The 22,328-nt window shown below is 61.5% G+C and carries 21 protein-coding genes; 12 read left to right on the forward strand and 9 right to left on the reverse strand.

The features are described 5' to 3' along the window. Positions 1-33 precede the first annotated feature (33 nt). Both PMI32_RS15285 and PMI32_RS15280 read right to left on the reverse strand, forming a co-directional pair. Positions 34-2,166, reverse strand: a complete 2,133-nt coding sequence (locus PMI32_RS15285; protein ID WP_008029170.1) for a TonB-dependent receptor — start codon at positions 2,164-2,166, stop codon at positions 34-36. Between the two features lie 85 nt (positions 2,167-2,251). Continuing rightward, positions 2,252-2,638, reverse strand: coding sequence for a DUF2946 domain-containing protein (locus tag PMI32_RS15280; RefSeq protein WP_008029173.1), 387 nt, complete (start codon positions 2,636-2,638; stop codon positions 2,252-2,254). A gap of 91 nt (positions 2,639-2,729) precedes the next feature. Between PMI32_RS15280 and PMI32_RS15275 the strand changes: the two genes are divergently transcribed. Then, positions 2,730-3,167: a DUF3995 domain-containing protein gene (locus PMI32_RS15275; protein ID WP_008029174.1), complete on the forward strand. Its 438-nt coding sequence runs from the start codon at positions 2,730-2,732 to the stop codon at positions 3,165-3,167. Positions 3,168-3,269: 102 nt separating this feature from the next. Here the strand turns inward: PMI32_RS15275 and PMI32_RS15270 are convergent, their stop codons facing one another. From PMI32_RS15270 to PMI32_RS15240, 7 genes are all read right to left on the reverse strand, one after another. Then, positions 3,270-3,632, reverse strand: coding sequence for a Na+/H+ antiporter subunit G (locus PMI32_RS15270; RefSeq protein ID WP_008029177.1), 363 nt, complete (start codon positions 3,630-3,632; stop codon positions 3,270-3,272). Beyond that, positions 3,629-3,907: a K+/H+ antiporter subunit F gene (locus PMI32_RS15265; RefSeq protein ID WP_008029179.1), complete on the reverse strand. Its 279-nt coding sequence runs from the start codon at positions 3,905-3,907 to the stop codon at positions 3,629-3,631. The genes PMI32_RS15270 and PMI32_RS15265 overlap by 4 nt, the downstream gene beginning before the upstream one ends. Then, entirely contained in the window at positions 3,904-4,392 is a 489-nt protein-coding gene (locus PMI32_RS15260) for a Na+/H+ antiporter subunit E (RefSeq protein WP_008029181.1), read from the reverse strand. The genes PMI32_RS15265 and PMI32_RS15260 overlap by 4 nt, the downstream gene beginning before the upstream one ends. Further along, the gene (locus tag PMI32_RS15255) at positions 4,389-6,074 is read right to left on the reverse strand and encodes a monovalent cation/H+ antiporter subunit D (RefSeq protein ID WP_008029183.1); all 1,686 of its coding nucleotides are present in this window, start codon (positions 6,072-6,074) and stop codon (positions 4,389-4,391) included. The genes PMI32_RS15260 and PMI32_RS15255 overlap by 4 nt, the downstream gene beginning before the upstream one ends. Continuing rightward, the gene (locus tag PMI32_RS15250; protein WP_008029186.1) at positions 6,071-6,415 is read right to left on the reverse strand and encodes a Na+/H+ antiporter subunit C; all 345 of its coding nucleotides are present in this window, start codon (positions 6,413-6,415) and stop codon (positions 6,071-6,073) included. The genes PMI32_RS15255 and PMI32_RS15250 overlap by 4 nt, the downstream gene beginning before the upstream one ends. After that, positions 6,415-9,333: a monovalent cation/H+ antiporter subunit A gene (locus PMI32_RS15245; protein WP_008029188.1), complete on the reverse strand. Its 2,919-nt coding sequence runs from the start codon at positions 9,331-9,333 to the stop codon at positions 6,415-6,417. The genes PMI32_RS15250 and PMI32_RS15245 overlap by 1 nt, the downstream gene beginning before the upstream one ends. A gap of 439 nt (positions 9,334-9,772) precedes the next feature. After that, on the reverse strand, positions 9,773-10,792 hold the full coding sequence (locus tag PMI32_RS15240; RefSeq protein ID WP_032828752.1) for a DMT family transporter: 1,020 nt from the start codon (positions 10,790-10,792) through the stop codon (positions 9,773-9,775). Between PMI32_RS15240 and PMI32_RS15235 the strand changes: the two genes are divergently transcribed. The 11 genes from PMI32_RS15235 (at position 10,787) to PMI32_RS15185 (ending at position 22,260) form a co-directional block, all read left to right on the forward strand. Continuing rightward, positions 10,787-11,350 carry a helix-turn-helix domain-containing protein gene (locus PMI32_RS15235; protein ID WP_008029196.1) on the forward strand — a complete coding sequence of 188 codons (564 nt, stop codon included), beginning with the start codon at positions 10,787-10,789 and terminating at the stop codon, positions 11,348-11,350. The two genes, PMI32_RS15240 and PMI32_RS15235, sit on opposite strands and share 6 nt — an antisense overlap. A gap of 156 nt (positions 11,351-11,506) precedes the next feature. Next, the gene (locus PMI32_RS15230) at positions 11,507-12,709 is read left to right on the forward strand and encodes an SfnB family sulfur acquisition oxidoreductase (protein WP_008029199.1); all 1,203 of its coding nucleotides are present in this window, start codon (positions 11,507-11,509) and stop codon (positions 12,707-12,709) included. Between the two features lie 10 nt (positions 12,710-12,719). Continuing rightward, complete coding sequence (locus PMI32_RS15225) at positions 12,720-13,157, forward strand: acyl-CoA dehydrogenase family protein (protein ID WP_008029201.1); 438 nt, start codon at positions 12,720-12,722, stop codon at positions 13,155-13,157. Then, positions 13,157-14,560 (forward strand): LLM class flavin-dependent oxidoreductase, encoded by a 1,404-nt coding sequence (locus tag PMI32_RS15220; RefSeq protein ID WP_008029202.1) that lies wholly within the window; start codon positions 13,157-13,159, stop codon positions 14,558-14,560. The genes PMI32_RS15225 and PMI32_RS15220 overlap by 1 nt, the downstream gene beginning before the upstream one ends. Positions 14,561-15,062: 502 nt before the next feature. After that, on the forward strand, positions 15,063-15,968 hold the full coding sequence (locus PMI32_RS15215) for an AMP-binding protein (RefSeq protein ID WP_008029204.1): 906 nt from the start codon (positions 15,063-15,065) through the stop codon (positions 15,966-15,968). Then, positions 15,965-16,741 (forward strand): ABC transporter ATP-binding protein, encoded by a 777-nt coding sequence (locus tag PMI32_RS15210; protein WP_008029206.1) that lies wholly within the window; start codon positions 15,965-15,967, stop codon positions 16,739-16,741. Before PMI32_RS15215 ends, PMI32_RS15210 begins: the two co-directional genes overlap by 4 nt. Further along, on the forward strand, positions 16,741-17,622 hold the full coding sequence (locus PMI32_RS15205) for a branched-chain amino acid ABC transporter permease (protein WP_008029209.1): 882 nt from the start codon (positions 16,741-16,743) through the stop codon (positions 17,620-17,622). The genes PMI32_RS15210 and PMI32_RS15205 overlap by 1 nt, the downstream gene beginning before the upstream one ends. Positions 17,623-17,626: 4 nt before the next feature. Beyond that, a complete protein-coding gene (locus tag PMI32_RS15200; protein ID WP_008029211.1) occupies positions 17,627-18,676 on the forward strand; it encodes a branched-chain amino acid ABC transporter permease in 1,050 nt (349 codons plus the stop codon). Between the two features lie 30 nt (positions 18,677-18,706). After that, a complete protein-coding gene (locus tag PMI32_RS15195; RefSeq protein ID WP_008029213.1) occupies positions 18,707-20,047 on the forward strand; it encodes an ABC transporter substrate-binding protein in 1,341 nt (446 codons plus the stop codon). A 3-nt stretch (positions 20,048-20,050) separates the two neighbouring features. Further along, a complete protein-coding gene (locus tag PMI32_RS15190; RefSeq protein WP_008029215.1) occupies positions 20,051-20,818 on the forward strand; it encodes an ABC transporter ATP-binding protein in 768 nt (255 codons plus the stop codon). Between the two features lie 14 nt (positions 20,819-20,832). Further along, complete coding sequence (locus PMI32_RS15185; protein ID WP_008029217.1) at positions 20,833-22,260, forward strand: FAD/NAD(P)-binding protein; 1,428 nt, start codon at positions 20,833-20,835, stop codon at positions 22,258-22,260. Positions 22,261-22,328 lie beyond the last annotated feature (68 nt).

Genomic DNA, 22,328 nt, shown 5'->3' on the forward strand with positions numbered 1-22,328 from the left:
AAGCCGGCTCCTACAGGGAGTGTGGATCGAGCACTAAAACCGGGTTTGCACCGCCAGCTCGAAGGTGCGCGGTGTACCCAGGTAATACGCCGGCGACACGTGCGCAAACTCGGCATACACCTCGTTGGTCAGGTTGCGTACCCGACCAGTGACGGTGGTGTGCCGATCGACCTTGTAGCTGAGAAACGTGCCATAGAGCGTATAAGACGGCACGGTCATCGTGTTGGCGCTGTCGGCAAACACCGAGGCGACGTACCGCGCATCGACACCGCCTTGCCATTGCGGCGCAAAATCATAGGTCAGCCACAGATTGCCGACCCGGTCCGGCACGTTGGTCGGTGTGTTGCCCTTGCGTGACACCACCACACCCGCAGCATTCTTCTCGGTGAACTCGTCGTACTGAGCGTCAACCCAGGCAAAGTTGCCTTCGGCCAACAGCTTGTCGGTGATCCGCAGCGAACTGGCCAGTTCGATGCCTTTGGACGTCTGCTGGCCCACGGGAATGCTAAGCGTCGGGTCCAGCGGATCGGTCACCGCGAAGTCTTTGCGCTCAATCGTGTACGCCGCCAGCGTCGCCGAACCGCGACCGTCCAGGTAGTCGAATTTGCTGCCGACTTCCCATTGCTTGCCGGTCGAGACATCAAAATCCTGCGTGCCGTTGGGTTGTTCGGCGGCGGTGCTGTATTGCACGTAGACGTTGGCGTTTGGGATGAACTGGTAGGTCAGACCGACGCGACCAGTCACAGGCTCCCAGCTACGTTTGAGATGACGTGGATTGCTGGCGGTCACTTCCCGGTGGTTGGTCACGTCCAGATCGATGTCGTCGTAACGCAGCCCGGTCAGCAACGACAATTTATCGGTCAGCGCCAGGCGGTTCTCGGCGAACAGTGCCTTGGTGGTGACTTCGTTGGTCTTGTCGCTGACAAACCCCGGCCGGGTGCCCGGGATGTCGTAGAAATGTCCCGGCTGAAAGTTGTTCGGGTCGACCGTGCTCGCGCCTTTGACGTTCAGCGGCGAATTGGTGGTCTGGTTGACCTTGTACTCGAAACCGCCGGACCAGGTGGTGTCCAGGCCAAACAGCGTGTTGTCGTGACGCAGTTCGAACTGGTTGCCGTTCTGCTCGCCCTGATGGCGCACCTGATACGCCGTGGAACGGTTCACCGCGCGGTTGTTGGCGCTGTACTGATAGGTTTCCAGGTTGCGGTAATCGCGCTGACTGTCGAGGTGATAAAGCGTGTTGCGCAAGGTGGTGCTGTCGTTGATCCGGTAATCGATGATCGAGCGCACCCAGATCGTGCGCTGCTCGTAACGGCCGTCCTCGACGTTGTAGTTGTTGAAGCGGTTGTGCTTGTCGATCTTCAATTTACCGGCCTTGGGGTTGAGCACTGGCGTGCCCCAGTAAGGGCTGTCTTCGTGTTCATCCTGATATTCCAGGGCCAGGGTGTGGGACAGGTTTGGCGTCAGGTCACTGAGCAGCGAAAACGCCACGCTCCACGCATCGCGCTCCTGGCGATCGATGTAGCCGTTGCCGGTGTTGTGGCTGACATCCAGCCGCGCGTAGTGCTGCACATCCGCGCCGGCTTCACTGAGGGCATGGTTGAGGCCGAACGCGGTCTCGGTGGTGTCGTAACTGCCGTAGCTGATCCGGCCTTCGACCGCTTGCTCTTCACGGGTCGCCAGTCTGGTCACGTAGTTCAGCGAACCGCCCACGGAGCCGGCGCCATTGATCAGCGATGACGGGCCGCCCACCAGTTCCACCCGATCATAGATCCACGCATCCACGGGCCGGGCAAGGCCGCCGGAGACGTTCACGCCATTGAACATCTGGGTGATCTGGCTGCTGGTGAAACCACGGTAGGAGACGAACCCGCCGAAACCCGGCGGCGCACTGGCATTCACACCGGGCAAGGTGTTGGCGGCGTCCTGGAAGTTTTGCGCGCCGTGGCGTTCGATGTCATTGCGGTTGGCAATCGCCACCGACGCCGGGGTTTCACGCACGCTCAGCCCCAGGCGCGAGGCCATGCCGCTGGACTGGTCCAGGCTTAAACCCGGCTCTGCGGGTGCTTCGCCATCAATGGTGATTGGTGCGAGGTCCACTGTGGATTGCGCCCAGACGTTAACGGACAGGCAGCCGAACAGGCTGGCCAGCAAAGGAATGGTTTTCATCGATGAATCCTGAATGCTTGCTAGGAAACAGCGCACAGGCGAACGCCTCGCGTTGGCGAAGTGAGCTGATTGAATGGCGAAGGATTCAGGCGAACGGCGGGGCGCGGGGGTTGGCCGAGGGCCAGGTGAAGCGGGCAGGGAGGTCAGCGTTGGCGACGACCGCCAAGGGTGGGCTGTGTGTTTGCGGGAGGATCGCCAGGGTCAGGCTGGAATTGAGCGCCGGGCCCATGCCGCCTGTGGAGCACAACGGACAGCCGAAGGCTTTCGACAGTGTCGGCAGTTGCTCTTCGGAAGTGTTTGAGGACGCAGGTGCCTGAGTGCGCGGGTCAACCGTACAGAACTGGCCGCCGAGGCCGTTGAGCTGCGCCCCGACCATTTGCCCATGACCGATGCTGCAGGCGAACACATTGAACAGGACGCAGCAATAAAGCATCCATGCAATGAGTGAGCGATCGGTCCGGGCGAGTTTCATGGGGTGGCACTTTACCACCGTTGATCAGCCGCGCACTTCTAAAAATGCCGACTAGGATGATTCTGTTAATTCACTATCAAGGATCCTCGACATGACGTTTGTGTTGGCTCAATGGCTGGTGACGATCTTCGCGGTGATCAGCCTGATACATGTCTACTGGGCGCTGGGTGGCCAGTGGGCTTTCGTGGCGGCCGTGCCGCAAGTGCCGGGGGAGGACGGCGCGCAATCGCGACCCGCATTCAAGCCTTCGAGGTGGCTGACGTTATTGGTGGCTTTCGGATTGCTGCTGATTGCAGCGCTGGTGTGTTTGCGCGTTGGCTGGTGGGTGCCGGCGGTGACCCATCAATCGCTGCAATGGGTGATCAGCGCCATCGCCATGCTGATGTTCGCCCGGGCGATCGGCGATTCGAACCTGGTGGGGTTTTTCAAGCAGGTCAAGGGATCGGAATTTGCCCGCCTGGATACGTGGGTGTATTCGCCGTTGTGTGTGGTGTTGGGGGCGGGGTTGCTGGTCGTCGCGTGGATTTGAAAAGCATCGCCGGCAAGCCGGCTCCTACAGGTGAACACAAACCCTTTGTAGGAGCCGGCTTGCCGGCGATGAGGCCCGAACAATCAACACAAATCCCCGGACTTAACTCCCACTCTCAGTTCGCCGACTACTCACCTCAGCCGGCACATCATCCCCCGCCATACGCTTGCGGAACAACGCCGCCCGCGCCAGCAGCAACGTGGTCACCGGCACCGTAATCGCCAGCAGGATCGGGATCAGCCAGGCATGCAGCACCGGCCCGGACTTGAGCGCCGAAAAGTAGATGATCGACCCCAGCGCCACGCACCACGCACCCAATGTCGAGGCCAGCGCCGGCGGGTGCATGCGCTGGAAGTAATCCTTCATCCGCACCAGCCCGATCGCGCCGATCAGCGCAAAAACACTGCTGAGTACCAGCAGGATCGCCACCGGGATTTCCACCCACAGAGACAGTTCAGCGTTCATTCGATCACCTCGCCACGCAGCAGGAATTTCGCCAGGGCAAACGAGCCGACGAAGCCGAACAGCGCGATCAGCAGCGCCGCTTCGAAGTAGGTGTCACTGGCATAACGAATACCCAGTGTCAGCATCATCAGCATCGCGATGATGTACAGGTAATCCAGCGCCAGAACCCGGTCCTGCGCCGACGGCCCTTTGAACAGGCGGATCAGGGTCAGGACCATCGCCAGCGAAAAAATGAACAGGCTCAGCAGAACCGCATTCGACAGCAACGGGCTCATTCGAAAATCTCCATCAACGGGCGTTCGTAGGTCGCCTTGAAATGCTCGATGAACAGCGCTTCGTCATCCAGATCGAAGACGTGCAGCAACAAAATGCTGCGGTCCAGCGCCAGTTCGGACCAGACCGTACCGGGCACCACCGTGCAGATCATCGCCAGTGCTGCCAGGCCGTTGGCGTCGCGCAAATCCAGCGGAACCTTGATGAACTGCGAGCGCGGCGGGCGTCGGCCGGCGTTCAAGACACCCCAGGCCACAGCAAGGTTGGAGACCAGCACGTCGCGACCGACGATGAAGAACAAACGCAGAATCACGCCGGGACGCCGAGTGCGAATCGGCAGGGGGCGCAACTTGCGCATCATCAACGGCGCACAAAACCCGAGCACTGCGCCCAGCAACAGGTTGCCGGGGCTTATCGACAGGTTCAGCACCAGCCACAACAACCACAGCGCCAGCGACAACCAAGGTGCAGGAAACAGACGCCTCATGGCTGCACCTCCGCGACGGCCGCTTTGGCTTCCGGACTCGGAACTGCCCGGGTGCCAAGCACCGCCATCACGTATTGCTGCGGATTGTTCAAGGTCTGTGCGGCGGCCTGGGTGTAACGCAGCAACGGCTCGGCCTTGAAGGTCAGCAGAATGCTCAGGCCCAACAGCGCGATGATCGGCACACATTCGAGCCGTCGCAGCAAGGGTGATGGCCGTTCTTCAGGCGTCCAGAAACGCTGGATGCCCAGGCGCGAAAAGGCAATCAACGACGCCAGCCCGGAGAGAATCAGCAACGCCAACAAACCCCACGCGGCGTTCGACACCGGTTCATCCGCGCCATTGCCCAGGCCCAGCGGGTTGAGCAGGGCGTGCAGTAAACCAAGTTTGCCGATGAAACCGGACAGCGGCGGCATGCCGATGATCAGCAACGCGCAAGCGATGAAGCTCAAGCCGAGAAACGCCATGGTCCAGGGAATCACCTGGCCGACCACGGCTTTCTGTTCATCGTCGAGGTTGATGCCTTTGAGCGGTTGCAGGGGTTCCAGCGGCCGCGCAATCAGGTCGGCGTCATCGAACAGCGGCATTTCATTGGCCGAACGCGAACGTTCGATCAACTCGGCCAGCAGGAACAACGCGCTCAACGCCAGGGTCGAGCTGACGAGATAGAACAGCGCCGCGCCGATCAGGTTCGGCTGGGCGAAACCGATGGCCGACAGCAGAATCCCTGCCGACACCAGAATGCTCAGGCTGGCCATGCGTTCCAGACGTTGCGCGGCGAGGATCGCCACGGCGGCGCAGACAATGGTTGCCATGCCGCCGTAGATCAGCCAGTCGCCACCAAAGTACGCCGATGCACCGGCTTGACCGGAGAACAGCAAGGTCCACAGGCGCAGCAAGGTGTAGACGCCGACCTTGGTCATGATCGCGAACATCGCCGCCACCGGCGCGCTGGCCGAGGAATAGGCCGGCACCAGCCAGAAATTCAGCGGCCACATCCCGGCCTTGGCCAGGAACGCCACGGCGAGAATCGCCGCGCCGGCATGCAGCAAGCCGCGATCGGCTTCCGGCACCAGCGGGATTTTCAGCGCCAGGTCAGCCATGTTCAGGGTGCCGGTGACGCCGTAGATCAGCGCCGCGCCGATCAGGAACAGCGACGAGGCCAGCAGATTGATCGAGATGTAATGCAACCCCGACGACACCCGCGCCCGGCCAGAACCGTGGAGCATCAGGCCGTAAGATGCCGCCAGCAGTACCTCGAAAAACACGAACAGGTTGAACAGGTCCGCCGTCAGGAAGGCGCCATACAAACCCATCATCTGAATCTGGAACAGCGCGTGGAAACTCGAACCGGCGCCGTCCCATCGGGCCATCGCGAACAGCAGGGCGCTGACGCCGATGATCCCGGTCAGCACCAGCATCAGCGCGGACAGGCGATCGACCACCAGCACGATCCCGAACGGTACTTGCCAGTTGCCCGGCAGGTAGACGCCGATGGAGCCGGGCACATCAGTGGTTTGCGTCCATTGCAGCAACAGCACGGCGATGCCCAGCCCCAAGAGGCTGGAGAGCAGGTTGATTTTGGCCTTCAGCGGGCGGTGCTTCTCGCCCAGCATCAGCATGATGGCGGCGGTCAGCAGCGGCAACAGAATCGGTGCGGCGATCAGGTGCGTCATCGCATTCATTCTTTAGGCTCCCGGCCATCCACATGGTCGGTGCCGGTCAAGCCACGCGAAGCCAGAAGCACGACGAGAAACAGCGCGGTCATGGCGAAGCTGATCACGATGGCGGTCAGCACCAGCGCTTGTGGCAGCGGGTCGGTGTAATGCAACAGATCTTGCGGCACGCCGTCCTTGATGTTCGGCTCTTTGCCGATGAACAGACTGCCCATGCTGAAGATGAACAGATTGACGCCGTACGACAGCAGGCACAGGCCCATGACCACCTGGAACGTCCGTGGCCGTAGCACTAGCCAGACACCGGACGCGGCCAGTACGCCGATGGCGATTGCGATGACTTCTTCCATCAGACGGCTCCTTTCGTGGCGACGGATCTGGGCTGGGCAGCGGTTTTATGGCCGCGTACCGATTGGTGGCCTAGGGCGGTGAGGATCAACAGCGTCGAGCCGACCACAACCGAGTACACGCCGATGTCGAAGAACAGTGCGCTGGCGATGTGAATGTCGCCTAACACCGGCAGTTCGGCATGCCAGGTGTGGGTGGTCAGGAACGGATAACCGACCGCCATCGCCCCGAGCCCGGTGACCGTGGCGAACAGCAAACCGGTGCCCATCCAGCGCAGTGGGCGCAGGCTCATTTGTGCCTCGACCCACTGCGTGCCGGCGACCATGTATTGCAGGATGAACGCCACCGACATCACCAGCCCCGCGACAAACCCGCCGCCCGGCTGGTTGTGGCCGCGCATGAACAGGTAGATCGAGACCACGAACGCAATCGGCAACAGCATGCGCACCAGCACCGCTGGCACCATCATGAAGCCGAGTGCGGTGTCGCTGGCGTGACGCGGGTTGACCAGATCGGTGACCACGTCGGGCGCGAGCAAGCGCTGTTGCGCCGGCAGTTGCAGGCTTTCTTTCGGCGGGCGGAAGCGTCGCAACAGCGCGAACACAGTCAGCGCCACGGCCACCAGCACGGTGATTTCGCCGAGGGTATCGAAGCCACGGAAGTCCACCAGCATCACGTTGACCACGTTGCTGCCGCCACCTTCCGGCAGGGCTCGGCTGAGGTAGAACGAGGAAATGTCGTTGGGCGTCTGGCGCGTCAGCATTGCGTACGACAGCAACGCCATGCCGCCCCCGACGGCGATCGACAGCAGCAAGTCGCGCAGACGCCGGATGCGTGCCTTGCGCAGGCTGCTCGGCAGCGGCGAAACCTCTTCGATCCGTCGCGGCAACCAACGCAGGCCCAGCAGGATCAGCACCGTGGTCACCACTTCAACCACCAGTTGCGTCAGCGCCAGGTCTGGCGCGGAGAACCAGACGAAGGTGACGCAGGTCATCAGTCCACAGACGCTGACCATGGTCAGGGCCGCGAGCCGGTGATACTTGGCTTGCCACGCCGCGCCGAGGGCACAGGCAATCGCCAGCAGCCACAAGGTCACGAACACGATCGAGCCCGGAATTTTCGGCCGGTCACCCCAGCTCAGGCTACTGTGCAGCATCGGGATCAACCCGGCCAGCACGGCGGCGAGCACCATCAGGAACAGTTGGGTTTGCAGGCGTCTGGTGCTGATCCGTCGCTCCAGACGACGGGCCAGGCGCATCATGATCACCAGGCTGCGCTCGAACAGGCGCTTGCCGTTGAGCAGGCCAATCACCGGCGGGTATTTGAAACGTCCGTGCTTGAACTGGTTGCGCAGCAGCAGGTAGAGCACGATGCCGCCGGACATGGCGATCAGGCTCATGATCATCGGCGCGTTCCAGCCGTGCCAGATCGCCAGGCTGTATTCAGGCAAGGTGCCGCCGACGACGGGCAGGGCAGCGGCAGCCAGTAACGAGCCGACCACTTGCGCCGGGAAAATCCCCACGATCAGGCAGGTGAACACCAGCAATTCCACCGGCGCACGCATCCAGCGTGGCGGTTCGTGCGGGGTGTGCGGCAGGTCGGTGGCGGTCGGCCCGAAGAACACGTCGACGGTGAAACGCAGCGAATAGGCAACACTGAACGTGCCGGCGATGGTTGCGACGATGGGCAGGGTCAGCTCGATCCAGGCGGTCGCGTTGATGAACACGGTTTCGGCGAAGAACATCTCTTTCGACAGGAAACCGTTGAGCAACGGCACGCCCGCCATCGAGGCGCTGGCGACCATGGCCAACGTTGCGGTGAACGGAATCAGTTTGATCAGGCCGCTGAGCTTGCGAATGTCGCGGGTGCCGCTTTCGTGGTCGATGATCCCGGCCGCCATGAACAGCGACGCCTTGAAGGTAGCGTGGTTGAGGATGTGGAACACCGCGGCCACGGCGGCCAGCGGACTGTTCAGGCCCAGCAGCAGGGTGATCAGGCCGAGGTGGCTGATGGTCGAGTACGCGAGCAGGCCTTTGAGGTCGTTCTGGAACATCGCGCAGTACGCGCCAAGTAACAGGGTGCAGGCACCGGCGCCGCTGACGATGTAGAACCATTCCTCACTGCCGGACAACGACGGCCACAGCCGCGCCAGCAGAAACACCCCGGCCTTTACCATGGTCGCCGAGTGCAGATACGCCGAGACCGGTGTCGGCGCCGCCATCGCGTGGGGCAGCCAGAAGTGGAAGGGGAATTGTGCGCTTTTACTCAGGGCGCCGATCAGAATCAGGGGAAGCAAAAGAGGGTAGAGGGCATGTGCGCGAATCAGATCGCCGGCGGCCAGGACCTTGTCCAGGTCATAGCTGCCGACCACATGGCCAAGCAGCATGACCCCTGCCAGCAGGCACAAACCGCCCGCGCCGGTGACCATCAGCGCCATGTAAGCGCCGCGTCGCGCATCGGCGCGGTGGTGCCAATAGCCGATCAACAGGAATGAAAAGAGGCTGGTCAACTCCCAGAAAAACACGATCTGGATCAGGTTTCCGGAAATCACCAGGCCGAGCATGGCGCCCATGAACGCCAGGAAAAACGCGAAGAACCGTGGCACCGGATCATCCGGCGACATGTAATAGCGGGCATACAAGGACACCAGCGTGCCGATGCCCAGCACCAGCATCGAGAACAGCCAGGCAAATCCGTCCATGCGCAGTACAAAGTTCAGGCCGAGGCTGGGCAGCCAGAAAAACTCTTCGCGAATGACGCCACCATGGGCGATCTGCGGGTACAGGAGTGCGACCTGGACGGTGCCTATAAGGGCAACGACGCCAGCCAACAAAGATTCAGTGTTACGCGCGTTGTGCGGCAGCACGGCTGCCAGACAGCTGCCGACAAAGGGCAGAAGCAGTAGAACTATCAGGGACATAGGCTTCTAATCTGCGGAAGTTTGTGAAGCATCATACGTGCCAGTCCCCGGATCACCAAACGGCAAGCTGTGGCAGAATCCTACAAGGTAGACGGAAAATGCCTGATTCACATTGTTTCAGAGGGCTGTGTTCAACGGGGCTGGACCCTTTGTGAGCCGGCTTGCTCCTACAGGAGGGATGTGTACATGGCGACCAGCAGCACCGGAATATCGCAATCATTGTTGGTCATCGATATGTACGGGTTCATGCGTCACCTTCCGCTTGAGCGGCGTGCATGCCGTCAATAGAGGCCTGTGCCAGTGAGCGCGGTGCCGATCATATGTTTGGCATGTTCCGGAGCGTCGAGCAGCGGGATGCCGGGTTGTACGGCAAAGAGGTGAAGGTCGACGTGGTCGCAAGGGGCGAAGACGATTTATCAGGCGCTTCAAATCTTGAGGTTTACCCCTGAGTTTCCTGCTCCAACTCTTCCTCGACCGCAGTAGCCTTACCCTTGGTCTTCAACTCACTCACAATCACCGCCGCCACAATCAACCCCGCGCCCACCAACGCAATCGCCGGCAACCGTTCTCCGGCGATCCTTCCGACGATCCCGGCCCACACGGGCTCACCCGCGTAAATCAACGTCGCCCGCGTCGGTGAAACGCTCTTCTGCGCCCAGTTCATCGCCACCTGAATCGCCGCACTCGCCGCGCCGAGGCCGAGGGCGCTGCACAGCAATAACCATGAAAAGTCAGGAATGACTTCCTGAGTCGGCACCACCAGCAAGAACGACAACACCGAGGTGGTCGCCAATTGCACCACCGTCACCCGGCGCACATCGACCTGGCCGGCGTAGGTGCTGATCAAAATGATTTCCGCGGCAATCGCGATGGCGCTGATCAGCGTGGCGATTTCACCTGGACTGAAGTTGAACGAAGCGCCCGCCGGCCCCGACAGCAACATCAACCCGGTAAACGCCAGCATGATCCCGATGCTCGGCATCAGCCCCGGACGCCGCCCCAGCACCAGCCATTGCAGCAGCGGCACAAAGGGCACATACAACGCGGTAATGAATGCCGACTGACTGCTTGGAATGCTCTGCAATCCGACGGTCTGCAAGCCGTAGCCGAGCATGATCGCCACGCCGATAAAGGCGCCGGCCTTGAGTTCGAACAGGGTCATTTCTCGCAGATGACGCCAGGAGAACAGGGCGACGATGCACGCGGCGGCGGCAAAGCGCAGGCCGACGAAGAACATCGGGCCGCTGACGGTCATCGCGTGCTGCACCAGCAAGAAAGTCCCGCCCCAGACCATGGTGATCAGCACCAGCACGCACTCGGCCTTGCTGAACTTGCGGGAAGAAGCCGGGGAGGAGTTCAACGACGTCATGACCTTGCGCGCTACCTGAGGGCGACGCACAATGCGCCGAATGTTGCGCAGTATACTGCCCAACTCCGACAAGTGAGCAATATAGTGCACAAAGATTCAACGCAACGGGCTTCGGTCCTTCAGCACGTCAGCCTGAACGTTCGGCGTCTGCGCCACGCCGCCGACATGAGCCAGACCGCGCTCGCCGAGAAGTCCGGGGTCAGCCGCCGGATGCTGGTGGCCATCGAGGCCGGCGAGAAGAACGTCAGCCTGACCACCCTCGACCGCGTGGCCGAAGCGCTGGACGTGGCCTTCAGCGACCTGATCCAGGCGCCGGACGCCCGCGACCCGAGCCGCATCAACGAACTGGCCTGGGCCGGGGTGATTCCGGGCAGCAAAGCCGTGTTGCTGTCCAAAGCCACCGCCACCCGTGAAGTGGAACAGTGGGAATGGTGCCTGCAACCGGGCGAAATATACCCATCGCAACCGGATGCCGAGGGCTGGAGCGAACAGATCTATGTGTTCGAAGGCTGCCTGACCCTGATGCTCAGCGACACGCCCCATGAGATCGCTGCCGGCGAGTTCTATATGTTTGCCAGCAACCAGCCGCACAGCTATCGCAATGATGGGCCGGTCGCCGCACGGTTCGTGCGAAACGTGGTGATCTAACTGTTCGTCGACCAACACTGGATGGACACTTTGTTGTTTTAAAGCTGCAAGGCTTTCTCGGATAGTTATTCAACTAGCTGATAAATAAGAAAAAATATTTCAGGCACGACTCCTGCAAAAGCTCTGGTGCATCCACCAGAATCCCGGAGTCGGCCCATGACAGCCTCTGCCCAAACCCCTCGCACCGCCCATGTGATCCGCTCGGACGCCGAGGCAATCGCCGTCGCTCACAAACTCGCTGCCCGCTTCGCCGTCGAGGCCAGCGTGCGCGATCGCGAGCGCCGCTTGCCGGTCGCCGAGCTCGACGAGTTTTCCGCCAGCGGCCTCTGGGGCATCACCGTTCCCAAGGCATACGGTGGCGCCGGCGTTTCCTACGTGACCGTCGCCGAAGTGATCAAGATCATATCCGCCGCCGACTCGTCCCTCGGCCAGATCCCGCAGAATCACCTCGGCGTGCTCGACATCCTGCTGCAAACCGCCACCGAAGAGCAGAAGCGTTACTACTTCGGCAAAGTCTTGCAGGGTTACCGCTTCGGCAACGCCTTCTCCGAAGCCAAAAGCAAAAACGCCGGGGCCTTCGAAACCCGCATTCGTTTCGACAAAGACACCGCGCAGATCGACGGCGAGAAGTTCTACTGCACCGGCGCGCTGTTCGCGCACATCGTCCCGGCGGTGGCGGTCAACGAGCAGAACCAGGCGTTCATCGCGTTCATCGAACGCGACAATCCCGGCCTGACCGTGATCGACAGCTGGGACGGTTTTGGCCAGCGCACCACCGCCAGCGGCGGCGTCACGTTGAATGCGGTGAAGGTGCCGTTGAACGCGGTGATCCCGGCTCACAAAGCGTTCGACGAACCCACCGCCGACGGCCCGATTTCACAGATCATTCAGGCCGCAGTGGACACCGGCATTGCTGTCGGCGCGCTGGAAGAAACCAAGCGCTATGCCCGTGAATCCCGACCATGGATCGACAGCGGACACGACCACGGCTGGCAGGACCCGTTCAGCATCGCCGCCATCGGCGACCTCGAATGGCGGGTCCACGGCACCGAAGCGATCCTCAAGAAAGCCGGGCAAGCCATCGATGCGGCGTTGCTCAATCCCAATGAAGACACAGTGGCCAATGCCTCGGTGGTGGTCGCCCAGGCCAAAGTCCTGTCTGCCGAAATCGCGCTGCTCGCCAGCAGCAAACTTTTCGAACTGGCCGGCACCCGCTCGGTGCTCGGCAAGCACAACCTCGACCGCCACTGGCGCAACGCCCGCACTCATACGCTGCACGACCCGGCCCGCTGGAAATACCACCTGATCGGCAACTACCTGCTCAACGGCGTCAAGCCTGCGCGCCACGCCTGGAACTGAGGAGTCCACCATGAATGCCTTGACCCAACCGATTGCTGCCGGGCAACCCCTGGCCAAGAGTCAGCATGACTTGCACAACGCGCGCAGTTTGCTCGATGCGACCCTGCGCTTCGTTCGTCAGCAGACTCAAACCAAGGATGACCCATACGTCATCAGCCGTTTCGGCGACGTGCAGATCCGCATCGAAGTCGCCGCCGCGCTGCTTGAACGTGCCGACGATTTCTTGAATAGCCACGAAGACGACACCGAAGTCAGCGTCGCCATTGCCGAGTCTCACCTCTCCAGTGCAGAGGCGCTCAACACCGTAAGCCACGCCGAGTTTGAACTCACCGGGCAACGCACCACATTGCCCGGCTCACTGCACGATCCGCTGCACTGGAAACTCCACCTCATCGGTAATTTTCGCCTTAACGGCATTCATCCCCCAAGCTTCAGGAGCGCCGTTTGATGGCCCGGGAAATTCGTCTAAACGCTTTCGACATGAACTGCGTCGGTCACCAGTCGCCCGGTTTGTGGGCGCACCCACGGGACCGTTCGTGGCAATACAAAGACCTCGAGTACTGGACCGATCTGGCGAAAATCCTCGAGCGCGGCAAGTTCGACGGGTTGTTCATTGCCGATGTGCTCGGCATCTATGACGTCTACAACGGCAACGGTGACGCGGCGATCCGTCAGGCGGCGCAGGTGCCGGTCAACGATCCGCTGCAACTGATTCCGCCGATGGCGCTGGTCACCGAGCATCTGGGTTTTGGCCTGACTGCGTCGCTGTCGTTTGAGCACCCGTATCCGTTCGCCCGACGCCTGTCGACCCTCGATCACCTGACCAAGGGCCGCGCCGGCTGGAACATCGTCACCTCTTACCTGGAGAGTGGCGCAAAGAACCTCGGCCAGAAAAACCAGACCGAACACGACGCCCGCTACGACTTCGCCGAAGAGTACCTGGAGGTTTGCTACAAACTCTGGGAAGGCAGTTGGGAGGAGGGCGCGATCCTGCGCGATCGCGAGCGTCGGATTTTCAGTGACCCGAGCAAAATTCACGAAATCCAGCACGTCGGCAAACACTTCCAGGTGCCGGGCATTCACCTCTGCGAACCGTCACCGCAACGCACGCCCGTGTTGTACCAGGCCGGCGCATCGAGTCGTGGCAAGCAGTTCGCCGCTGAACATGCCGAATGTGTGTTTGTGGCGGCGCCGTCGAAAGTGCTGCTGAAAAAGACCGTGGCCGACATCCGTCGTCGCGCCGCCGAGGCCGGGCGTGATCCGTCGAAGATCCTGATCTTCAACCTGCAAACAGTGATCCTCGGTGAGACCGATGCCAAGGCCAAAGCCAAGTTCGAGGAATACAAAACCTGGGTCAGCTACGAAGGTGCGATGGCATTGATTTCGGGCTGGACCGGGATTGATTTCAGTCAGTTCAAACCGGATGAACCGCTCAAACATGTGCACACCAACGCCATCCAATCGGCAGTGGAAGCGTTCTCCACGGCCGATCCGAACAAGGTCTGGACGCCGAATGAACTGGCCGACTGGGTCGGGATTGGCGGGTTTGGTCCGCTGTTTGTAGGCAGTCCCGAAACAGTTGCCGATCTTTTGCAGGAGTGGGTTGAAGAGACCGATGTGGACGGCTTCAACCTGGCCTATGCGCTGACGCACGAAACCTTTATCGACGCCGTGGAACTGCTGGTGCCGGAGTTGCAGAAGCGTGGGGTCTACAAGACCGAGTACGCACCGGGGACCTTGCGCGAGAAGTTGTTCGGGGAGGGCGCGCGGTTGCCGGAGATTCATCCGGGCGCGGGGTATCGGGATTTGGCGGGGTTGCGGCAGCAGGAGAAAAAAGTGGTGTCTGCCTAGACGCCATCGCCGGCAAGCCGGCTCCTACAAGGTTTTGTGTCGTGCACAAATATCGCTGGCGACACGAAACCTGTGGGAGCGAGCCTGCTCGCGAAGGGGCCGGTACATCCAGCATTGATGTCGGCTGTCACACCGCCATCGCCAGCAAGCCGGCTCCTACAGGATTCGTGTTGTGGATGATATTTGCAAACAACACAAAACCCTGTAGGAGCGTGGCTTGCCCGCGAAGAGGCCGGTACATCCAGCATTGATGTCGGCTGTCACGCCGCTATCGCCAGCAAGCCGGCTCCTACAGGATTCGTGTTGTGGATGATATTTGCAGACAACACAAAACCCTGTAGGAGCGTGGCTTGCCCGCGAAGAGGCCGGTACATCCAGCATTGATGTCGGCTGTCACGCCGCTATCGCCGGCAAGCCGGCTCCTACAGGGGATGGTGGTGTTTTAGAGATTTTGGCCCAGCGGACCACCGCACGCTTTTGCCCATGAACAGGAGGTCAACCCATGAGCGTGCATGAACTCAAACGTCCGCCCCTCGCGGACACCGCCGAGTGGCGGGTCGAGCTGCCCACGGCGCTGGAGCAATTGCGTCACTGGGCGCAGGTCAGTCCGTTGCAGCCGGCGCTGCGTCACAAGCGCCATGGTCAGTGGTTTGTCTGGCGCTGGATCGATGCCCTGCGCGATGTCGAGCGCTTGGCCGACGGCTTGCGCCAACAAGGTTTTACCGAAGATTCGCGCCTGGCGCTCAGCGGTGCGTTCGAACCGAATCTGTTGCTGCTGGCCCTGGCCGCACAACACATTGGCGGGCAATTGCTGACCCTGCCGGACAACCTCGACCCCGAATCCCTGCACAAAACCCTCTGGCGCAGTGGGCCCACGCACGCCTTCGTTCAAGGCCGGCAGCCCCGGCAACTGTGGCTCAATCAGGGCCAAACGCTGCTCAACTTCAACGACCTGCTTGGCCCGGTGGACACTCCGCAGCGCCTCAACCGTTGGCGCCAGAACGCGCAACTGTGGAGCGAAGAGGGCACGCAATGGCAGGCCGGCCTGACGGTGTTGCTTGAGCAATGGCTGAGCAGCGGCCAATCTCTGGCTTTCCCGGAAAGCCCCGGCAGTGCCAGTCGCGACCGTCGTGAGGTGGCGCCTTCGGGGCTGCTGCTGTCGGCCGAACGCCTGCAATTGCTGGCTGAGGAAATCGACAGTCGCCTCGCCGCGCAAGGCACCTGGCGTCGACGTCTTTGCGAGTGGGCCATCGCTCACCCGGAAAAAGGCCTGCAACGCCTGATCAAGAATCGCGTTCGGCGACTGCTCGGTTTTCACAACCTGCATTACATCTGGCAAGCCGCGCGCACACCTGAGGTGAAAGCCGCGCCAACCTGGCTCACTGAATTCAAACGGGACATCGCATGACTTCGACCGATTCCATCCTGCAAGTCAGCGGCATTTCCCTGTCCTTCAAAGGCGTGAAAGCGATCAACGAGCTGTCCTTCGACGTGCGTCGGGGCGAGATCTGCGCGCTGATCGGCCCCAACGGCGCGGGCAAGAGTTCGCTGCTCAACGTGCTGAACGGCGTGTACCGCTTCGACGCCGGTTCGATTGTCTTCGAACAACAGCCGTTCAAACGCATCGACCCGTTGACCGCTGCGCGCCGAGGCATTGGCCGCACGTTCCAGAACAACGCGTTGTTCAAGAAAATGAGCGTGATCGACAACATCCTCACCGGCCTGTCGCGGCACTTGCGCAGCAGCTTCATCGAACAGGCACTCAACCTGCCGCGAGCACGCCGCGAGGCCGAAGCCTTCCGCCAACAAGCCCAGGGCATTCTCGAATTCCTTGAGCTGCAGGCGCATCGCGATGTGCCGGTGGGCAATCTGTCCTACGGCCTGCAAAAACGTGTAGAGCTCGGCCGCGCCTTGATCGCCGGCCCACGCCTGTTGCTGCTGGATGAGCCGATGGCCGGAATGAACGCCGAAGAGAAACAGGAAATGGCCCGTTTCATCGCCGACATCAACCGCGACCTTGGCACCACGGTGGTGTTGATCGAGCACGACATAAGCGTGGTCATGGGCCTGTCCGACCACGTCGTGGTCCTCGATTACGGGCGCAAGGTTGGCGACGGCACGCCGGCCGAAGTGCAGGCCGATCCCGAAGTGATCGCGGCGTATCTGGGAGTGGTGCACTGATGACGTTCTTCTTCGAAACCCTGCTCGGCGGCCTGCTCGCCGGGACCATGTATTCGCTGGTCGCCATCGGCTTCGTGCTGATCTACAAGGCCAGCGGCGTGTTCAATTTTGCCCAGGGCGCGATGCTGCTGTTCGCCGCGCTGACCTTCGTCAGCCTGCACGATCAGGGCGTGCCGTTTGCCTTGGCGCTGTTACTGACCGTGGTGGTGATGATCATCGGCGCGTTGCTGATCGAACGGCTGGTGCTGCGGCCACTGGTCAACCGCTCGCAGATCACCTTGTTCATGGCCACGCTTGGGCTGTCCTTCATCATCGAAGGCCTGGCACAAGGCTTGATGGGGTCGCAAGTGCGGGCGCTGGACTTAGGGATAGACGACGTGCCGGTGTTCATCGGCGGGATGATGGTCAGCCAGTTCGACCTGATCGCCGCGGCGGCGGCCATTGTGCTGGTGACGGTGCTGGCGTTGCTGTTCAACAAGACCCGCATCGGCGTGTCGTTGCGGGCGGTGGCGGATGACACCACCGCCGCGTTGTCGATTGGCATCAACCTCAACCGGATCTGGCAGATCGTCTGGGCCGTGGCCGGGGTTGTCGGGTTGGTGGCGGGACTGCTTTGGGGCGCTCGCCAAGGGGTGCAGTTTTCGCTGTCGCTGGTGGTGCTCAAAGCCTTGCCGGTGCTGATCATCGGTGGCTTCACTTCGATTGGCGGGGCCATCGTCGGTGGGCTGATTGTCGGCGCGGCGGAGAACCTCGCCGAGGTCTACGTCGGTCCGCTGATCGGCGGCGGCATCACCCCGTGGTTCGCCTATGTCCTGGCCTTGGCCTTCCTGTATATCCGTCCCGCCGGCCTGTTTGGCGAGCGCGCCATCGAGCGAGTCTGAACCCATGTCGATTTCCCTTACCCGCGAAACCGCACCGTCGGTGGTGATCCAGCGTCGTATCCCGTTTGGACTGCTTGGCCTGTTATTGATCGCCTTCGTGGTCGTGCCGCTGACCGGCAACGACTATTGGCTGAACGCAATCCTGATCCCGTTTCTGGTGCTGTCCCTGGCCGGGCTCGGCCTGAACCTGCTCACCGGCTACACCGGCCAGACCTCGGTCGGCGCGGCCGGGTTCATGGCGGTCGGCGCGTTTGCCACGTATGGATTTTTGCTGCGCTTGCCTGAACTGGGCTTGCCCGTCGCGTTGCTCGGCGGCGGGCTGATCAGCGCGGTGGTGGGTTTTGTTTTCGGCCTGCCGAGTTCGCGGATCAAAGGCTTTTACCTGATGGTCACCACGCTGGCGGCGCAGTTTTTCCTGGAGTGGCTGTTCGTCAAATTCCCCTGGTTCTACAACTACGGATCGTCCGGGACCATTTCCGCACCGAAACTGGCGCTGTTCGGCCACGACCTGAACACGCCGCTTGGTCGCTATCTGCTGACGCTGACCACCGTATTGTTGCTGACCTGGGTGGCGGTGAACCTGGTGAAAAGCCAGATCGGCCGCAACTGGATGGCGATCCGCGACATGGACACCGCCGCAGCGGTAATCGGCATTCCGGTGGTGCGCTACAAACACCTGGCGTTCGCCGTCAGTTCGTTCTACCTCGGCATCGCCGGCGCGCTGTGGGCCTTCGCCTACCTGGGCACCGCCAGCGCCAGCAGTTTCGATATCAACCGGTCGTTCCAGATCCTGTTCATCATCATTATCGGCGGCATGGGCAGCATCGCCGGCAACTTCGTCGGTGCGGCGTTCATCAGCCTGTTGCCGATCCTGCTCAGCCACGCCGGGCAAGCTTTGTTCGGCGGTTCGGTGGACGCCGGGCAGTTGCAGAACCTGCAAAAAATCATCTTCGGCGTGCTGATCATCCTGTTCCTGATCAAGGAGCCGGAAGGCCTGATCCGCCTGCTGGGCAACCTTCGTGAACGGCTGAGTCACTGGCCGCTGCGCTTCTGAATCCTTTCCATTATTAGATAGAGAGACAACATGCGTGCATCCTTGAAACGTTCGTTGGTCGGCGCCGCTTTGACGCTGGCCGTTTTCAGCAGTGCAGTGCCGGTGGTCCAGGCCTCGGCGGACCAGCAATTCTTCCCGTTGGCCACCTATCGCGTCGGCGCCTACGCTTCCAGCGGCGTGCAGGTGTGGGCCGGGATGCTCGATTACCTGAACTACATCAACGATGTGGAAGGCGGAATCAACGGCGTCAAACTGGTGTGGCAGGAATGCGAAACCGAGTGGACGGCGGAGAAGGGCATCGAGTGTTATGAGCGCTTCAAGAAAGGCCTGGATGGCGCGCCAGTGGCGATCTATTCACCCAACGGCGCGCCGGCGGCCTATGCGTTGAGCGAGCGCGCGGAAGTCGACAAGATCCCGCTGATTACCCTCGGCTACGGGCGCACCGAAGCCACCGACGGCACGGTGTTCCCGTACAACTTCCCGGTGATGCTGACCTTCTACAGCGAGGCGTCGAGCCTGATCAATTACATCGCTCAGCGCGAGGGTGGTTTCGACAAACTCAAGGGCAAGAAGATTGCCACGGTCTATCACGACTCCGCGTATGGCCGGGAAACCCTCGGCCCGTTGAAGCTGTTGGCGGAGAAATACGGCTTCGAGAACATCCAGATTCCGGTGGCCGATCCGGGTAACGAGCAATCGGCGCAATGGCGGCAGATTCGCCAGGTCAACCCGGACTGGGTGTTCCTGCGTACATGGGGCGTGTCGACGCCGGTCGCCGTGAAAACCGCCGCGCGTTTCGGCTTCCCAGTGGACCACATCGTCGGCGACATCTGGGCCAGTTCCAGCGAAGACGTGTTGCCCGCAGGCGCCGCCGCGAAGGGTTATCTGGCGCTGACGCCATACCCCGCAGGCGCTGATTTCGAGATTCACAAACGCCTCAAGCAATTCATCCTCGACAAGGGCAAGAGCGACCTCAAGGACCTGAAAAATTTCGGCAGCGTCTACTACAACTCCGGGCTGGTGAATGCCGCTGTCATGGTGGAAGCGATCCGTACTGCGCAAGGCAAATTTGGCAAGCGTCCGTTGAACGGCGAAGAAGGCCGCTGGGGGCTGGAGCACCTGAACATCGACGATGCGCGGCTCAAGGACATGGGTTATTTCGGCCTGATGCAAAACCTCAAATTGTCCTGCAAGGATCACGAGGGCGGCGGTTCGGCGCGGGTTCAGCAGTGGGACGGTGCGAACTGGACGCTGATCAGCGACTGGATCGCCGCCGACCGCGCCTTGTTGCGGCCCTTGATCGATGAAAAATCCGCCGCGTTCGCCAAGGAAAAAAACCTGACGCCACGCACTTGCACTGGGGATGAATAAACCATGAGCCAAGCCGCCAGCGACATTGCCGCCAACGACCTGTTGCGAGTCAACGACATCGAGGTGATCTACGACGGCGCGATCCTGGCCGTGGCCGGGGTTTCGCTGACGGTGCCCAAGGGCGGCATCGTCGCGTTGCTGGGGGCCAACGGCGCCGGTAAAAGCACCACGCTGAAGGCGATTTCCGGGCTGGTGCGGGCCGAGCGGGCGCAAGTCAGTCGCGGCACGATCGAGTTTCTCGGCCGCGATACGGCGGGTGTCGATCCCAGTCTGCGGGTGCGCCAAGGAATGGTGCATGTGCTGGAAGGTCGCCACGTGTTCCCGCAGTTGACGGTCGAAGACAACCTGCGCAGTGGCGGCTTCGTGCGCGGCTTGAACCGCCAGGACCTGGCCCGGGACCTGGAGCGGATTTACGCCTGGTTCCCGCGCCTGAAAACCAAGCGCAAGACCCAGGCCGGGCTGACGTCCGGTGGCGAGCAGCAGATGGTCGCCATCGGCCGGGCGTTGATGACACGTCCTACTTTGGTACTGCTTGATGAACCTTCCATGGGTTTGGCGCCTATTATCGTCCAGGAGATTTTCGAGATCGTCGCCCAGCTCAATCGCGACGAGCAGGTGAGCTTTCTGATTGCCGAGCAAAACATTAATGTGGCGCTCAAGTACGCCTCTCAGGCCTATGTCCTCGACACCGGCCGGGTGGTGTTGTCCGGCAGCAGCGAGGCGCTGTTGGCGCGGGGCGATCTGCATGACTTTTATTTAGGTAAACACTGAGCAGTGAGAACGCCATGACTGAAACCCAACGCGGACAGGCGACCGACGCCATCCGCCATGCGGACATCCTGATCGTCGGCGGTGGCCTCAGCGGCGCGATGCTGGCGGCGCAGTTGTTGCGTCTGCCCGGTAAACGCTCGTTGCTGGTGATCGAGCCCCGGGCAGAACTTGGACGGGGCGAGGCCTACAGCGCGGTCGAGTTGGGCCATACGCTCAACGGCAATGCGGCGCGCATGAGCGTCGACCCGGACAACGCCGACGACCTGACGCAATGGCTGACCGAGTACATCGCCGGTGGTGGCTGGCCGGAGTCCGATGAGCAGCATGTGCCAGTCAGCGAGTTATTTCCGCCCCGGGGGATTTTCGGGTTGTACGTGCAGCAACGGTTGGCCGAAGCGCAAGCCCTGGGCGCGTTGAATGGCTCGACGGTCGAGCATGTGCGGGCCGAGGTGGTGGACTTGCAGGCGCTGGATGATTCGGTGCGGCTGAGCTTGAGTGACGGCCAGCGGTTGCAGGGCACTTATGCGGTGCTGGCGACCGGGATGTTTCCGGCTGCGCGCACGCCGCAGACCGAGTCCAGTGGCTTGAACGCGGCGGCGCTTGATCCCTGGGATGTTGCCGCGATGCGTGAGCTGGATCCGCAATCGACAGTGTTGATCATCGGTTCGGGCCTGACCATGGTCGATGCCGTGGTGTCGTTGGAACAGGCCGGGCATCGCGGGCCGATCGAAGTGTTTTCGCGGCATGGCTTGCTGCCGCACGTGCGTCGACAACCACCGGCGTGGGTGGATTTTCTTGCCGAGGATCACAGCATTCGTACGCCGCGACAGTTGGTGTGTGAACTGCGTCGGCATTGCCGGGATGCCATTGCGCAGGGTGTCGACTGGCAGGCGCCACTGGATACGGTGCGGGCGCATATCGGTCGGTTGTGGAATCAGGCGACGGATGGGCAGCGTCGGCAGTTTGTACGGCATGTGCGGCCGTGGTGGGAAAGTCATCATCACCGGTCGCCGCCGTTGAGTGCGCAGTTGGTTGCTCGCTTGCACGGGGAAGGGCGGTTGCGGATTCAGGCGGCTTCGTTCAAAGGGCTGGAGCCGGCTTCGGGCGGTGTCAGTATCCGTATTCGTCGACGTGGTGAAGCGCAAACGGTTGTCGTCAGTGGCGCGGCGTTGATCAATTCCAGTGGCATCGAGTACGACTGGCGACGGGTGGCGCGACCGTTGCCGCAGCAGCTGTTGGCCCGTGGGTTGGTGCGGCCGGGGCCGTTGGCACTGGGGATTGCGGCGGCGGTTGATGGCGCGGTGCTGGGTGGTGATGGGCAGGTTGCGAGTCGACTGTTTGCCATGGGGCCGCCGTTGCGGGGGATGTGGTGGGAGAGTACGGCGGTGACTGACGTGGCTAGTCAGGCAAAGGCTTTGGCTTTGCGCTTGGTTGGGGGGTAGGTTGGGGGTATATCCGTTTTTTTTGTGATGGCTGGTATTGGTTTCGCCCTTACGGCGAGTCACTTGGA

The organism is Pseudomonas sp. GM60, from assembly GCF_000282415.1.
Taxonomy (GTDB): Bacteria; Pseudomonadota; Gammaproteobacteria; order Pseudomonadales; family Pseudomonadaceae; genus Aquipseudomonas; species Aquipseudomonas migulae.